This window comes from Maricaulis sp. (genome assembly GCF_030149425.1).
Taxonomy (GTDB): Bacteria; Pseudomonadota; Alphaproteobacteria; order Caulobacterales; family Maricaulaceae; genus Maricaulis.
The window spans coordinates 24,663-38,474 of record NZ_JASBRQ010000064.1; the positions used below are offsets into that span (position 1 = coordinate 24,663).

A 13,812-nucleotide genomic window follows, 5' to 3' on the forward strand; every position below is an offset into this window, starting at 1 on the left:
CTGCGTGTTTCTGGCGGGGATTTAGTGTCTCTGCGGTGCGATGTCAGCGTGCAATCGGCGTGATTTCGGCGCGATCACCGTGTTGTGAGGGCGTCAGACCCCCGTCGAGCCGAACCCGCCGGTTCCGCGCGCGGTCTCGTCGAGTTCATCCGCCACCTCCCAGGCCGCCTGGATGACGGGGGCGATAATCATCTGGGCGATGCGGTCGCCGCGTTTGACGTTGAAGTCGGCCTGACCGTGATTGATCAGATTGACGTGGATCTCGCCGCGATAATCCGCGTCGATCGTGCCCGGCGTGTTGACGCAGGAAATGCCGTGGCGGGCGGCGAGGCCGGAACGCGGGCGGACCTGGGCCTCATAGCCTTCCGGCAGGGCAATGGCGATGCCGACCGGGATCAGGCGCCATTCGCCCGGCGGGATGGTCACGGGAGCGTCCTCGGCCACGGCGGCGCGCAGATCCATGCCGGCGGACTGGGCGGTTTCATAGGCCGGCAATTGCAGGCCGTCATAATGCTCCAGCGGCTTGATGCGGACGGTGACGGTGTTCATGGCGCGCTCCCCTCTTTGCAGGCGGGGCGCATTTGAACGGGCTTTGCGCGTCAGCGCCAGTCCCGGCTCAGGCGTTTTGCATCAACGCGTCGGCGATGCGCCCGGCCAGTTGGGCGGCGATGGCGGATTTGGGGCCGGAGGGCCAGTGCTCGACGCCCTGAGCGGTGACAAGCGAGACCTCGTTATGGCTGCCGCCCATGACATCGCCGGAGACGTCATTGGCGACGATCCAGTCACAGCCCTTGCGCGCGCGCTTGGCGATGGCGAGCTGCTCCACGTCATGGGTCTCGGCGGCAAAGCCGATCACCAGGCCGGGGCGGTTCTGCTCCCGGTTGGCGATGGTTTTGAGAATGTCGGGGTTTTCGACCAGTTCCAGCCCGGTAAAGCCGGACTTGTCGACCTTGAGCTTCTTCTCGGCCCGGTTGGCCGGGCGCCAGTCGGCCACAGCGGCGACGGCGATGAAGACATCAGCCGGCAGAGCGGTCTCTACGGCATCGAGCATCTCCAGCGCTGTCTCGATACGCACGGTCTTGAGCCCGAGCGGGTCCGGCAGGGCGGTCGGTCCGGACACCAGGGTCACCTCGGCGCCGAGATGGGCGCAGGCCTGAGCGATCGCATAGCCTTGCTGACCCGAGGATCGGTTGGAGATGAAGCGGACCGGATCAATCGGCTCCAGTGTCGGTCCGGCGGTGACGATGATACGGCGTCCGGTCAGCGTATCAGCCATTCAGGGCCGCCTCGATGGCTTCGGCGATCACGGCCGGTTCAGCCATGCGGCCGGGGCCGAATTCACCACAGGCCATCTCACCTTCATCGGGACCGACAAAGCTGATGCCATCGCCTTTGAGCGTGGTCAGATTGCGCTGGGTGGCCGGGTGTTCCCACATGCGCACATTCATCGCCGGGGCCATCAGCACAGGCTTGTCGGTCGCCAGCAGCGTGGTCGAGGCAAGATCATTGGCCAGACCATTGGCGGCCTTGGCCATCAGGTCGGCCGTAGCGGGGGCGACGACGACGAGGTCGGCAGAGCGGGACAGTTCGATATGGCCCATCTCAGCTTCGTCGGTGAGGTTGAACAGCTCGCCATAGACCTTGTCGCCGGACAGGGCAGAGACTGAGAGCGGGGTGACGAATTCCGCGCCGGCCTTGGTCAGGATGCAGCGCGAACCGATCGAGCGGCGCGCCAGCTCGCGGATCAATTCCAGGCTCTTATAGGCCGCGATGCCGCCGCCAATGATGAGAAGAATACGTTTATCCGCCACGGACCACTCCTTGGGTGCTGAGCGGTATTTAGCCGTTCAGCGGCAAAAGCCCAAGGGTTTCAGGCCGCATTCGGCCGGTCGATGAGGTGCTGCACCTTCGCCATGTCGGCATTGAGGGCGCGGACTTTTTCGATCTGGTGCTGGAAGAACGCCGCCTGGGCCAGCTCGACATCATAAAGCGCGATGCGGTTGAGCGCCGCGGCATCCTCGTCGGAGAAGCGTTTCTTGTCCTTGGCGGCCCGCTGCTGCATCGAGGTCAGCATGTTGGAATAGGCGGCGGTGTAGACGAAGGATGGGTAATCGAGCTTGGAATGGCGCAGGCCCATCTGGCTGACGGCTTCATAATAGTCCGCATCAAAGCGGGCACTGAGCACGCGATCACAATGGGCCAGCATGCCGCTGGTCAGGAAGGCGAGATTGTCCTCATCGGCGAAATAATCCGCAACGATGGGATTGGTCTTGAGATGGTCGAACACCGTGTCCAGGGCCCGGGCGGCATAGTCCATCAAACGCGGTTTGAGCTTGCGGATGCGGCGCACGACATCGTCATCGATGCGGAAAAACTCCCGCTCGAGCGCTCGCAACTCGGCGTAAGGGTCTTGTGTGCTTGCCATGCAAGGATACAACCACAACTTCGTTACGAAGCGGTTTTTGTTTTAGGTTTAGCTCAGGTAAACGCCCAGTAGGTGGCAGCGGCACCTGCCGCCGCGGCCGCGCCGAGCCAGGCCAGCCGGGCCGCCCAGGGGCGCAGCTTGAGGCCGCCACCGAGTTTCAGCTCGCCGGATTTCAGCTTTTCGCCGATATCGGCCCAGTCCTCGATGGCCTGGGGCAGGCGCCGGGCGGCATCGCGCAGGCGGGTCAGATCCTCGCCCATATCGCGCAATTGGCCTTCCGGGCCGAGTTCTCGACGCATCCACTCCTCGACCACCGGTGCCGAGGCTGCCCACATGTCGTGCTTGGCATCGAGCATGCGCGACACGCCCTCACACTGCACCATGGTCTTTTGCAGCATGACGAGTTCCGGGCGCAGGCGCATGTCGAAGAGATCGGTGATCTCGAACAATTGCAACAGCACGCGCGACATCGGGACTTCATCGGCCTGTTTGCCGAAAATCGGCTCGCCGACGGCGCGCAGGGCGCTGGCGAAATCGTCGACAGAATGCGAGGCCGGCACATAGCCGGCCATGAAATGCGCCTCGGCCGCGGCCTTGTAATTGCGGGTCAGGAAACCGTGCAGGATGAGGGCAAGGAAGCGCCGCTCGGCCCGGCCGATGCGGCCCATAATGCCGAAATCGACAGCCCACAGCGTGCCGTCGGTGGCGGCGAAGAGGTTGCCGGCATGCATGTCGGCATGAAACACGCCGCGATGCAGGGCGGTGCCGAGGAAGGCGCGCGTCATGGTCGTGGCCAGAGCCGTGCGGTCAATGCCGGCGGCCTCAATCGCGTCCATGTCCGACAGGGCAATGCCGTCAATCCATTGCGTCGTTAGCACGCGTTTGGACGATAGGGGCCAGTCGACGGCGGGAATGCGATAGCCTTCAACCGCGGCGCTGGCTTCGGCCAATTCCGAGCCGGCGGCCGCTTCCAGGCGCAGATCGGTTTCCAGCACCAGAGAGCGGGCGACCGTCTCGACGAATTTCTTCGGTTCCAGACGCCGGCTTGCCGGGGCCAGGCGCTCGGCCAGGCGGGCGCCGAGCGACAGGGCGCGGATGTCGCGGGCAATGCGGGCCTCGATATCCGGGCGCACGATCTTGACCGCCACGTCGCGGCCATCCTGCGTGCGGGCCTTGTGCACTTGCGCAATCGAGGCCGCCGCGATGGCCGGCCCGAATTCAGAGAAGATCTCGTCTGCCGGGGCGCCGAGTTCGGCTTCCAGGATCGCGCGGGCCTCGGCTTCATCGAAGGCCGGCATCTTGTCTTGTAGGCGCGCCAGGCCGCGGGCAAAGCGCTCGCCGATGACATCGCCGCGCGTGGCCAGGACCTGGCCGAACTTGACGTAGGATGGTCCCAGCTTCTCAAGCGCCCGGGCCAGGCGCTCACCGGGATTGCTGGCCTTGTCCCGCATGGCCAACAGGCGCGTGACCCGGCCGACCCATCGGGCGGGTGCCGGATAGAGCGACTGATACTCCGCTGGCAAGATGGCGTCATGCCGGGCCAGCGTGATCAAGGCCCGCAGCAAACGGGCGAGGGACATCAGCGTCGAGAACATGGGACAGGGGTTTAGAGCGCCGCGACCGGCTTGGCGAGGGCGGCGTGAAGTCGCGGGTGGTGCGGGGTGCCACTCAGCCACCCTCGACCCTCTTGGGTCGGGCTCAAGCCCAGCCGGTATGCAGGGCTGCGATGCCGCCGGAGAAATTGGTATAGCTCACATTGCGGAAACCGGCGGTTTCGATCTCGGCCTTGAAGCTTTCCTGGTCGGGGAAGCGGCGGATCGATTCCACCAGGTATTGATAGCTTTCGCGATCCTTGGCGACGTAGTGGCCGAGTTCCGGCATCACATTGAAGGACCAGGCGTCATAGAGTTTCTCCCAGCCGCGGCTGGTCGGCTTGGTGAACTCCAGGCACAAGAAGCGCCCGCCCGGCTTCAGCACCCGGCGCATCTCCTTCAGCGCACTGGCACGGTCCGTAACGTTGCGGATCCCGGTCGAGATGGTCACGCAGTCGGCATAGCGATCGGGCAGGGGCAGGCATTCGGCATTGCCGGTGACCCAGTCAATGCGGCCGTCATGGGCCGGCTTCAGGCCGCGCTTCACCCCGGCGCGCAGCATCTGCTCATTGATGTCGAGCACGACCGCCTGGGCCTTGGCCGCTGATCCGCGGCGCGTGGCTGCGCGATCAGCCTTGTCGAGAAAGCTGCGGGCCAGATCGCCGGTGCCGCCGGCCACGTCGATGAGGACCTCGCCGGGCTGCGGATTGGCGCGGGTGATGACCATATCCTTCCAGACCCGGTGAACGCCGAGCGACATGAGATCATTCATCAGGTCGTAACGGCGGGCCGAACGGTCAAAGACGCCGCGAACCAGGCCGGCCTTCTCGCCGGTTTTGACGTCGCGAAAGCCGAAGGAAACAGTATCGTTGGAAGCAGTTTCGGTCATGGCGCGGACCATAGGGCAAGCCCGCTCCGGCGCAAAGCGGCCGGAGCGGTGCCAAATGCCGCAGCCTAGGCCGCCATGGCAAGATGGCTGGCCTGGCCGAGATTGCGGCGAATACCCCAACCCAGCGCCGCGACGAAGCGGCGGGCTCGTGACAGGGCCCGGCGGCCGCGGGCAATGGGGGCGATCCCCATTTCCTCATCGCGGGGCCGGCGGCGGTGCCAGCCTTCCACCCAGCCTTCGACAATGCGGAAGACGCGCAGCTCATCAAGCACTGGATTGATCAGGTTGGTGATCGTGCAATAGCGCTTGTTGAAGGCGCCTGAATGGTGCGCCCAGTGTTCCTGCGGGGTCAGAAGGACGTGCTGATCCTGCAGCCAGCGTACCAGGGCCGGGCGTTTGCGCCGGGCGATATGCGACCAGACATGGATCTCATTGGCATGGGCGCCGGCGATCAGCATGGTGACGGTAAGCGGGTTGATCCAGCCCAGAGCCCAGAAGGCCAGACCGAACAGGGCGGCGATGATGAAAACAATCCGGTTGCGCCGCCAATAGCCAGACCGGGTAAAGGCCAGCGGCTCGGCATGGTGCAGGATGTTGGGTGCGATAATGGCGGGGCCGATGACGGGCCATTTCGGGTCTCCATAGGTGTCTTCCCACCAATGCAAGACGCCGCTGATCAGGTCGGCGAGCAGAATGCCGGCCGCGACCTGAAGAATAAACAGACCTGCGCCGGGCAGGTTTGCTGCAATCACGTCCATGGTTTACCTCTTGGTCCGTTAGCGTGACGGGGCGGAGGTAATCGCGCCGAAATGGCAAAAATGTGTTCTAATTCAAGTAAATAAAATTTACATGCCTGAGCTTCCCGAAGTTGAAACCGTGCGCCGTGGCCTTATCCCTGCCCTTGAAGGGCGGCGGCTGACCTCTGTGCGTCTCAATCGTGCCGATCTGCGCTTCCCCTTTCCCGAGCGCATGCAGGAGCGGTTGCAGGGCGTTACCGTCGAGCGCCTGGATCGGCGCGCCAAATACTTGCTGGTGCGGCTGTCGAGCGGTGAGACCTTGCTGGTCCATCTGGGTATGACCGGGCGGTTCTCGATCGAGGCCGATGATCAGCACCAGCAGCCCGGCGACTTTGTCTATGCGCCGGTCGCCGATCCCAAGCATGATCATGTCGTGCTCGAGGTCGAGGGGGGCGTCACCATCCGCTATAATGACCCGCGGCGTTTCGGTTTCATGGATATGTTCATGACCGATGACGAAGCTGCGGTGCCGTTCCTGGCCGGTCTCGGGCCGGAGCCGAACTCCAACCATTTCTCCGCTGCTCATCTCGACAGCGTGCTGGCCGGCAAGAAAACGCCGATCAAGGCGGCCCTGCTCGACCAGCGCGTGGTCGCCGGGTTGGGCAATATTTATGTCTGCGAGGCGCTGCACCGGGCCCATATCAGTCCGCGCCGCGAGGCCCGGACCATTCCCGGCGTGCGTGCCGGGCGCCTGGCCGTCACGGTGCGGGACGTGATCAATGAGGCCATCGATGCAGGCGGGTCGACCTTGCGTGATTTCGCCGGGGCCGACGGGGCGCTGGGGTATTTCCAGCACCGCTTCCGCGCCTATGGCCAAGAGGGTGAGCCCTGTCCGACGGAGGGCTGCGAGGGCAAGATTTCACGCATTGTCCAGTCCGGGCGCTCGACCTTTTTCTGCGGCCGCTGCCAGCGCTGATGCGTTTGGGTGACGCAGGCGCCTTCTTGCGCGCAATGGGTCGGGTTGTGCTTGTCCGTCGCCAAACGAGCGAATAGCGTCAGCTGCGACCGAGAGTCCCGCCCCTATCGACCCATGGGGATGGCTGCGCTATAGCAGCCGCCGATTTTCCTGCGGGCAGCAGCCCGCGCCGTCAAATGGAGTGCCTGAATGGCCTACAAGACGATCCAGGTTAAAACCGAAGGCCGGGTTGGCGTCATTACGCTGGACCGCCCCTCCGCGCTGAACGCGCTGTGCGACGAGCTCACCACCGAGCTGACCGACGCGCTGGCGAATTTCGAGCGCGATGGCGAGATCGGCTGTGTTGTCCTGACCGGTTCGAAAAAGGCTTTTGCGGCCGGTGCCGATATCAAGGAATTGCAGGACCGCGATTTTGTCGGCCTGTTCGAGCACGACCCGTTTGCTGAAACCTGGGAATCTGTCGCCCGCTTCCGCAAGCCGATCATCGCGGCTGTGTCCGGCTACGCGCTGGGCGGCGGGTGCGAGATCGCCATGATGTGCGACTTCATCATCGCCTCCGATACCGCCAAGTTCGGTCAGCCGGAAATCAATCTCGGTGTCATGCCGGGCGCAGGCGGCACCCAGCGCCTGCCGCGCGCTGTCGGCAAGGCCAAGGCCATGGATATGTGCCTGACCGGCCGCATGATGGATGCTGAGGAGGCCGAGCGCGCCGGTCTGGTCTCGCGCATCGTGCCGGCTGATGATCTGCTCGACGTCGCCATGGACGCGGCCGAGACGATCGCGTCGAAGTCCCTGCCGGTGGCAATGATGACCAAGGAAACGGTCAACCGCGCCTTCGAAATGAGCCTCACCGAGGGTATCCGTTTCGAGCGCCGCGTCTTCCAGTCCCAGTTCGCGCTTGAAGATCAGGCCGAGGGCATGGCCGCCTTCGCTGAGAAGCGGGCTGCACATTTCAAGCACCGCTAGGGCTTTCTAGCGGATAGAGTGGTTGACGCCCGGCCTCACAAGGCCTATACGCCGCCGCTCACGGTTTTTGCCGGGGTTTATCGCTCCGGCCGCACAAGAGGTTTGCACTCATGGCCAACACTTCTTCGGCCAAGAAAATGGTCCGCAAGATCGCGCGCCGTACGGCTGTCAACAAGGCCCGCCGTTCGCGTGTGCGCACCTTCGTCAAGAAAGTCGAGCTCGCTATTGAATCTGGCGATCAGGCGGCTGCCAAGGCAGCACTCGTTTCGGCCGAGTCCGAGATGATGCGCGCAGTCGGCAAGGGCGTGTTCCACAAGAACACCGGCTCCCGCAAGGTCTCCCGCCTGGCGGCACGCGTGAAGTCGATGACCGCCTAAGCGGCTACCGACTTCAATAGTTTGGAAAACACCCGTAACGCGAGTTGCGGGTGTTTTTCTTTGTGCGCTGCAATAGCGTCCGGCCCCCAAATTTCAGGGTCCGGTGAAGTGAGAGGTCATAAATTAATTTGTCTGCGTACGGACGGCTTGCTTTTCCCAGAAACAGTGATCTCACAACGGTTCAAACGCGCGAATCTCGTTGCAAAAAATCACCGTCCGGGCCGTCGCAAAATTGTAATAAATCGCAAGCGCCCATCCGTTCACGGATTTCCCGTGTCAAGCGAAGAATCTCCATTTCGAGGCGCGAAATCCTGTTGACCGGTTTTAGGGAAAGCGTAACCTTTGGGCGTCTGAGGGCGATCATTCCCAAGCGGAAAAATTTCCGGAACCGGTGGCGCAAACCGCGCATCGGACCAGGGGGGGATTAAGCCATAAAAACAAACACCTGAAGCCTGCCTCGATGCAGGATACACTAGAAGTGTGGCTAACGATGGCGTTGAACAAATTTGCTGTTTCCGATGCTTCGGCATCCGGTTTTGACACGTCCGGGGCGGACGTTATTTCGAGTGTTTGGCGTACGGTTCGCGCCCGTCTGCGCGATGAGCTTGGTGGGGCACTTTACTCGCAAGAAATCGCACGTTTGCGCGTGCGCCTGTCTGAGAGTGGTGCGGTGATCATCGTGGCGCCGAGCACGTTTAACCGGGATTGGGTTGAAGACCATGCCGGTGCGCGAATTCGCGGAATCTGGGCTGAAACCGATCCGGCTTTGCGTGAGATCTACCTTCTCGCCGAGGGTCAGGAAGAGCCGCAACCGGCAGTTGCTCCGCGAGCGGCAAAGGTCGAGGCGCGCGAAACCGTCGCCAAGCCGGCAACGACGTCCGCGCCCGCTCGCGAAGAGCCGCGCTTCACCTTCGACACCTTCCGTGTCGGTCCGGCCAATGAAGTCGCCGCTGCGGCTGCGCGCACCATGGTCAGCGCGCCGACGCCGCCGTTCAACCCGGTCTTCTTCTATGGCGATTACGGGGTCGGCAAGACGCACCTAATGCACGCTGTGGCCTCCGCCGTTGAGCAGAACCAGCCCGGCCGCAAGGCGCTGTATCTGACGGCAGAAGAATTCCTCTCCGGTTTCGTCACCGCCATGAAGGCGCGCGACACGATCGCTTTCAAGGAAGCGATCCGCAATGTCGATTACCTGCTGATCGATGATGTCCACTTCATCGCCGGCAAGCCGAAAACGGAAGATGAGTTCCTGCACACGATCGCGGCGCTGATCGCCGAGAACAAACAGGTCGTGCTTGCCTCGCACCGCCCGCCGGCCGAGCTGCCGATGGGAGATGAGCGTCTGCGCTCGCTGCTGACCGGCGGGCTGTCCTGTCCGCTGTCCAAGCCGGATCTCGATCTTCGCCGCCAGATCCTCGACTGCAAGATCGCCCAGGCCAAGGGGCATTATCCGGTGCTTGATGTTCCGGAGTCCGTGCGCGACTTCCTCGCCGCCCGCATCACCTCTTCGGCCCGCGAGCTGGAAGGCGTGCTGAACAATGTCATCTGCCGGACAGCCCTCTTGGGCCTGCCGGTGACCATGGATGCGGTGACCTCGGCCTTGCGCGATCTTTCGCTGAGCTCGGAAAAGCGCCTGACTGTGGATGAAATCCAGAAGGCGGTTGCCAATCATTTCGGCGTCACCGCTGCGGATATCTGCTCCAAGCGCCGGACCCAGTCCGTTGTCCGCCCGCGCCACGTCGCCATGTATCTGTCGAAGACGCTGACGACCCGGTCCCTGCCCGATATCGGACGCCGTTTCGGCGGTCGCGATCACTCCACCGTCATTCATGCGGTGAACAAGGTCACGTCGATGATCGAGGCGGGCGATCCGCTGGCCCAGGACGTGGATGCGCTGGTTCGCGGACTGCGCGGGCTTTAGACTACCAACATGAAAACCTGCAACCGCTGGAGAAAGTTCTTGCGGTTGCGGGTTTTCATGTATCCTCTTTCACCCACCTGATTTGCCGCCGGCAGGCCAACGGGCCCGCCGTATCTGGCCGACGCTGAAAGCGGAACACGAAACATGAAGCTGACGATCGAGCGCGCAACGCTCCTTAAGGCTCTGGGCCACGTGCAGGCCGTCGTTGAAAAGCGCAATACGATTCCGATCCTGTCCAACGTGTTGATCACGGCAGGCCCGGATGGTGTGAATTTCACCGCCACCGATCTCGACATCGAAATCCTGGAGACCACCGAAGCCACCAGTGATGGCGAAGGCCTGGTCACGGCGCCGGCGCATACGCTGTATGATATCGCCCGCAAGCTCCCCGACGGTTCTGATGTCACCCTGGAGATGAACGGGTCCGATCCGCGCCTGACGCTGAAGGCCGGGCGTTCCAACTTCTCGCTCCCGTCCCTGCCGCCGGGCGACTTCCCGGTCATGCCGACCGAGGCACTGGAACATCGCTTCACCGTTGAAGCGCGTGATCTGATGCGTCTGATCGACAAGACCCGGTTCGCCATCTCGACGGAAGAGACGCGCTATTATCTTAACGGGATTCATCTGCACGCTGCCGACACCGATGGCCGCAAGACGCTGCGTGCTGTCGCCACCGACGGTGTTCGTCTGGCCCTGGCCGAGATTGATCTGCCCGAGGGTGCGGACGGCATGCCGGGCGTGATCGTGCCGCGCAAGACGGTGCAGGAAGTTCGCCGCCTGCTTGAAGATGCCGAGGAAGAGGTCGAAGTCTCTGTTTCAGAGGGCAAGATCCGCTTCCGCCTGGGCAATGCGGTGCTGACGTCCAAGCTGATCGATGGTGCTTTCCCGGACTACGAGCGGGTCATTCCGCGCGGTAACTCGCGCATGATGTCGGTTGAGAACAAGCGTTTCGCCGAAGCCGTTGATCGTGTGGCCACCATCTCGGTGGAGAAATCCCGTTCGGTCAAACTCTCCCTGGCACCGGAAACCCTGACCCTGGCGGTCAATAACCCGGAAAGCGGCCAGGCCGAGGAGGAGCTCGCTGTCTCCTATGATGATGAGAGCTTCGCGATTGGTTTCAATGCCCGCTACATGCTCGACGTAGCCGGTCAGATCGAAGGCGATGAGGCGCAATTCCACTTCGCCGATAGCGCCTCGCCGGCACTCGTCACCGATAGCGGCGACAGTGATGCGCTTTACGTGCTGATGCCGCTGCGAGTGTGACGGACGGACTTTCCGGCATGACTGACACGCAACCGCCGCCGGCTCCGCCTGCGGCGGTTCGTCGTTTACAGCTCACCGATTTTCGCTGCTATGGCGGGCTCGGGCTGGAGCTCGATGCCCGGCCAGTTGCGCTCTATGGCGAGAACGGCGCCGGCAAGACCAATCTGCTTGAAGCCATCTCCTTCTTTGCCCCGGGCAAGGGTATGCGCTCCGCCGGCAGTGATGCCGTCGCGCGCAAGCATGACGGGCTGCAGGCGCCGGGCTGGGCCGTTTTCGCTGAGCTGGAGCGGGGCGCGGATCGCTATCGGGTCGGTGTCGGGGTTCAGGCCGGGGGGCGCCGGGAAACCCGGATCGATGGCGAGAATGCCTCCCAGGCCGCCCTGGCGCGCTTGGCGCCGATGATCTGGCTGACCCCGGCCCAGGACCGTCTGTTTGCCGGGCCGCGCGCGGACCGTCTGAAATTCTTTGACCGCCTGGTCTACGCGGCAGATCCGGCTCATGGCGAAGCGGCGATCGCCTACGAAAAAACCCGTACCCGGCGTCAGCGCCTGCTCGATGAAGGTCGCGCAGACCCGGCTTGGCTGGACGCGATCGAGCGCGAAATGGCGGGGCATGGTGTGGCCATGGCGGCGGCCCGGCTGGACGCGTTGATCCGCCTGCAGGCTGCGATTGATGACCGGCCCGACGGGGCCTTTCCGCGGGCGGATCTCGGGCTCGACGGTGATGTCGAACACAATCTCGCCGAGGGCCTCCCGGCCGGAGAGGTCGAAGACCGGTTTCTCGAGGCGCTCAAGGCCGGTCGAGGCCGTGATGGTGCGGCCGGCCGAACGCTGACCCGCGGCCCGCACCGGACCGAGCTTATCGCGCATCATCGCGACAAGCAGCAGCTCGCTGCGGACTGTTCAACCGGTGAGCAGAAAGCGCTGATCCTGACCCTCACCCTGGCCCAGGCACGTGTGCTGGCTACAAATTGGGGCGTGGCGCCCTTGCTGCTGTTCGATGAGGCCTGCGCCCATCTCGATGCCCAGCGGCGTGAAGGCCTGGCCCAGGAGATTATCGCGACCGGGTCGCAGGCCTGGTTGACCGGAGTCGAGCGCGTCCTGTTTGAGCCATTTGCAGACCAGGCCCAGTTCCTGCGCGTGGACCAGGCAGCGGTCGAGCCCGGCTAGGCTTGCGCGGTACCGGCCTCGGCATCGCGGTTCTCATAGTGCGCGGTTATGCGGAATAATCCGCCGCCGGCCAGATCAACCACGGCATGAAGCACAATGCCTGGCCAGAGTGAACCGGACAGCAGATAGACCAGGGTCAGAATGACGCTGATGGGCAGGATCCGCAGCATGCCGGACGGTCCTTGATAGGAATGGCCGGCGATGAAAACGGCGAGGGCCGCAATGGCGGCAACCCAGACCGGCATCCACAGCGCAAATACGGCAATGAGAAAGCCACGGAAGAGGATTTCCTCGGTGACACCGGCGGTGATCGCGACCCAGTTGAAGCGGCGATATTCCGCGCTCGTTTCCGGCCGGATCATATCCAGGTCACCGCTGTCGCCGATCTGCCGCCGCAATTCGATCCGGGCCTTGCGTGACCGGGCGGCCTGAACCAGGAGCCAGAGCATGTAGGTGCAACCGGCTAGGGCAAGGCCCCAGCCTGTCCAGCTGCGCCAGCCGTCTTCCATGCCGAGCAGGCCGATCTCAGCGAGCGAACGGCCGGAAACGAGCCAGAGCGCCAGGGTCAGGGCGGTCAGGCCCCACAACTGCACCATCAGCGCGTTATAGACCGGAAGCCGGGCATTGTGCCCGGCCGCGCTGAGCTGGGCCTTGATGCGTCCTTCCCGCCACCAGTTGGTGAGAAAGAAAAGGGCGAGGGCCGCGAGCGCGGCGCTGATAAAGGGCTCGGACCCGATCCATTCAATAATCCCGGTCATGACTGACGCTCCTGCTTGTGCCCGCTTGCCTGTCTGGTGCGGACCATGGCACACTATTTGTGAATGCGAATTCGCATTCACAAATACGGAGAGTGACACTGTGAGTCAAGGTGCCCGGCCTGCATTGCAGTCGAGATCGCGTGCAACTCGCGACAAGCTATTGAAAGCACTGGAGGCTTTGTTGCGCGCGCGACCGTTTGCTGAGATCACGGTGGCGGATATAGCGCGGGAGGCCGGGCTGGCGGTCGGCACGGTCTATCGCCGGTTTGAGAATAAGGACGCGCTTATTCCGGTCCTGTTCGAGATCTACAAACAGCGCCTGGATGGTTTCACCGGGCCCAGCGGCGGTATTGCCGTTGATCCGCAAAGCGGTCTGAAAGGGGTTCTGCGGCAGTTGGCCACCCAGTCCTGGGAGTTTCTCACCCAGGAGCGGGCGATTGCGCGTGAAGCGCATTTGTATGCCCGTTTACGCCCCGATCTTGTCGGCGCGGAATGGGATGCGCTGCTGGCTGCAAGCCAGGCCAGTTTCGGGGCCCTGATCGATGCCTTTCCCGGCGAGGTCCGGCGTCCGCGCGACGAAGTAACGGAAATGCTGGCCTATCATTTCAACACCGCCCTGACCGAGCGGGCGCTCTACCCGGATGACGGTGTCGGGTCGCAAATGACAGTCAGCGAGCTGGACTTCGTCCGGGCAATCGCCGATTTCGCCTATGGCTATCTCGTGACCGAGGCGGACTGA

At 63.3% G+C, this 13,812-nt stretch carries 13 protein-coding genes and 1 pseudogene; 7 read left to right on the forward strand and 7 right to left on the reverse strand.

Annotation, left to right across the window (positions count from 1 at the left end; translation table 11 throughout):
• Nucleotides 1-93 precede the first annotated feature (93 nt).
• The 6 genes and pseudogenes from dut to Q1V57_RS11160 all read right to left on the reverse strand — a co-directional run bounded on the left by dut (nt 94) and on the right by Q1V57_RS11160 (nt 5,664).
• Nucleotides 94-549 carry a dUTP diphosphatase gene (dut, locus tag Q1V57_RS11130; RefSeq protein WP_300530641.1) on the reverse strand — a complete coding sequence of 152 codons (456 nt, stop codon included), beginning with the start codon at nt 547-549 and terminating at the stop codon, nt 94-96.
• Nucleotides 550-616: 67 nt separating this feature from the next.
• Nucleotides 617-1,811 (reverse strand): annotated as a pseudogene (coaBC, locus tag Q1V57_RS15930) (bifunctional phosphopantothenoylcysteine decarboxylase/phosphopantothenate--cysteine ligase CoaBC).
• A gap of 59 nt (nt 1,812-1,870) precedes the next feature.
• Nucleotides 1,871-2,425, reverse strand: a complete 555-nt coding sequence (locus Q1V57_RS11145) for a protoglobin domain-containing protein (RefSeq protein ID WP_300530650.1) — start codon at nt 2,423-2,425, stop codon at nt 1,871-1,873.
• Between the two features lie 53 nt (nt 2,426-2,478).
• Nucleotides 2,479-4,020 (reverse strand): 2-polyprenylphenol 6-hydroxylase, encoded by a 1,542-nt coding sequence (ubiB, locus tag Q1V57_RS11150; RefSeq protein ID WP_300530653.1) that lies wholly within the window; start codon nt 4,018-4,020, stop codon nt 2,479-2,481.
• Between the two features lie 103 nt (nt 4,021-4,123).
• Nucleotides 4,124-4,906, reverse strand: a complete 783-nt coding sequence (locus tag Q1V57_RS11155) for a class I SAM-dependent methyltransferase (RefSeq protein WP_300530656.1) — start codon at nt 4,904-4,906, stop codon at nt 4,124-4,126.
• Nucleotides 4,907-4,971: 65 nt separating this feature from the next.
• On the reverse strand, nt 4,972-5,664 hold the full coding sequence (locus Q1V57_RS11160; protein ID WP_300530659.1) for a fatty acid desaturase CarF family protein: 693 nt from the start codon (nt 5,662-5,664) through the stop codon (nt 4,972-4,974).
• 91 nt (nt 5,665-5,755) lie between these two features.
• On the opposite strand from Q1V57_RS11160, the gene mutM reads away from it, so the two are divergent.
• The 6 genes from mutM to recF all read left to right on the forward strand — a co-directional run bounded on the left by mutM (nt 5,756) and on the right by recF (nt 12,315).
• Entirely contained in the window at nt 5,756-6,619 is an 864-nt protein-coding gene (mutM, locus tag Q1V57_RS11165; protein ID WP_300530662.1) for a bifunctional DNA-formamidopyrimidine glycosylase/DNA-(apurinic or apyrimidinic site) lyase, read from the forward strand.
• 189 nt (nt 6,620-6,808) lie between these two features.
• Complete coding sequence (locus tag Q1V57_RS11170; RefSeq protein ID WP_300530665.1) at nt 6,809-7,585, forward strand: enoyl-CoA hydratase; 777 nt, start codon at nt 6,809-6,811, stop codon at nt 7,583-7,585.
• 110 nt (nt 7,586-7,695) lie between these two features.
• Nucleotides 7,696-7,962 carry a 30S ribosomal protein S20 gene (gene rpsT, locus Q1V57_RS11175; protein ID WP_300530668.1) on the forward strand — a complete coding sequence of 89 codons (267 nt, stop codon included), beginning with the start codon at nt 7,696-7,698 and terminating at the stop codon, nt 7,960-7,962.
• A 490-nt stretch (nt 7,963-8,452) separates the two neighbouring features.
• Nucleotides 8,453-9,883, forward strand: coding sequence for a chromosomal replication initiator protein DnaA (gene dnaA, locus Q1V57_RS11180; protein ID WP_300530671.1), 1,431 nt, complete (start codon nt 8,453-8,455; stop codon nt 9,881-9,883).
• 144 nt (nt 9,884-10,027) lie between these two features.
• Nucleotides 10,028-11,146, forward strand: coding sequence for a DNA polymerase III subunit beta (dnaN, locus tag Q1V57_RS11185; RefSeq protein WP_300530674.1), 1,119 nt, complete (start codon nt 10,028-10,030; stop codon nt 11,144-11,146).
• A 17-nt stretch (nt 11,147-11,163) separates the two neighbouring features.
• Nucleotides 11,164-12,315: a DNA replication/repair protein RecF gene (recF, locus tag Q1V57_RS11190; RefSeq protein WP_300530677.1), complete on the forward strand. Its 1,152-nt coding sequence runs from the start codon at nt 11,164-11,166 to the stop codon at nt 12,313-12,315.
• On the opposite strand, the gene Q1V57_RS11195 is transcribed toward recF, so the two are convergent.
• Complete coding sequence (locus Q1V57_RS11195) at nt 12,312-13,073, reverse strand: CPBP family intramembrane glutamic endopeptidase (protein ID WP_300530680.1); 762 nt, start codon at nt 13,071-13,073, stop codon at nt 12,312-12,314. The genes recF and Q1V57_RS11195 overlap by 4 nt on opposite strands.
• Here Q1V57_RS11195 and Q1V57_RS11200 point away from each other — a divergent pair.
• On the forward strand, nt 13,072-13,812 hold the full coding sequence (locus tag Q1V57_RS11200; RefSeq protein ID WP_300530683.1) for a TetR/AcrR family transcriptional regulator: 741 nt from the start codon (nt 13,072-13,074) through the stop codon (nt 13,810-13,812). The two genes, Q1V57_RS11195 and Q1V57_RS11200, sit on opposite strands and share 2 nt — an antisense overlap.

What these genes read in the sequence shown, in the direction of transcription:
- dnaN (WP_300530674.1), top strand. Translation starts at nt 10,028, where the DNA reads ATGAAGCTGACGATCGAGCGCGCAACGCTCCTTAAGGCTCTGGGCCAC.
- recF (WP_300530677.1), top strand. Translation starts at nt 11,164, where the DNA reads ATGACTGACACGCAACCGCCGCCGGCTCCGCCTGCGGCGGTTCGTCGT.
- Q1V57_RS11195 (WP_300530680.1), bottom strand. Translation starts at nt 13,073, where the DNA reads ATGACCGGGATTATTGAATGGATCGGGTCCGAGCCCTTTATCAGCGCC.
- dut (WP_300530641.1), bottom strand. Translation starts at nt 549, where the DNA reads ATGAACACCGTCACCGTCCGCATCAAGCCGCTGGAGCATTATGACGGC.
- Q1V57_RS11200 (WP_300530683.1), top strand. Translation starts at nt 13,072, where the DNA reads ATGACTGACGCTCCTGCTTGTGCCCGCTTGCCTGTCTGGTGCGGACCA.
- ubiB (WP_300530653.1), bottom strand. Translation starts at nt 4,020, where the DNA reads ATGTTCTCGACGCTGATGTCCCTCGCCCGTTTGCTGCGGGCCTTGATC.
- Q1V57_RS11155 (WP_300530656.1), bottom strand. Translation starts at nt 4,906, where the DNA reads ATGACCGAAACTGCTTCCAACGATACTGTTTCCTTCGGCTTTCGCGAC.
- Q1V57_RS11170 (WP_300530665.1), top strand. Translation starts at nt 6,809, where the DNA reads ATGGCCTACAAGACGATCCAGGTTAAAACCGAAGGCCGGGTTGGCGTC.
- mutM (WP_300530662.1), top strand. Translation starts at nt 5,756, where the DNA reads ATGCCTGAGCTTCCCGAAGTTGAAACCGTGCGCCGTGGCCTTATCCCT.
- Q1V57_RS11145 (WP_300530650.1), bottom strand. Translation starts at nt 2,425, where the DNA reads ATGGCAAGCACACAAGACCCTTACGCCGAGTTGCGAGCGCTCGAGCGG.
- dnaA (WP_300530671.1), top strand. Translation starts at nt 8,453, where the DNA reads ATGGCGTTGAACAAATTTGCTGTTTCCGATGCTTCGGCATCCGGTTTT.
- Q1V57_RS11160 (WP_300530659.1), bottom strand. Translation starts at nt 5,664, where the DNA reads ATGGACGTGATTGCAGCAAACCTGCCCGGCGCAGGTCTGTTTATTCTT.
- rpsT (WP_300530668.1), top strand. Translation starts at nt 7,696, where the DNA reads ATGGCCAACACTTCTTCGGCCAAGAAAATGGTCCGCAAGATCGCGCGC.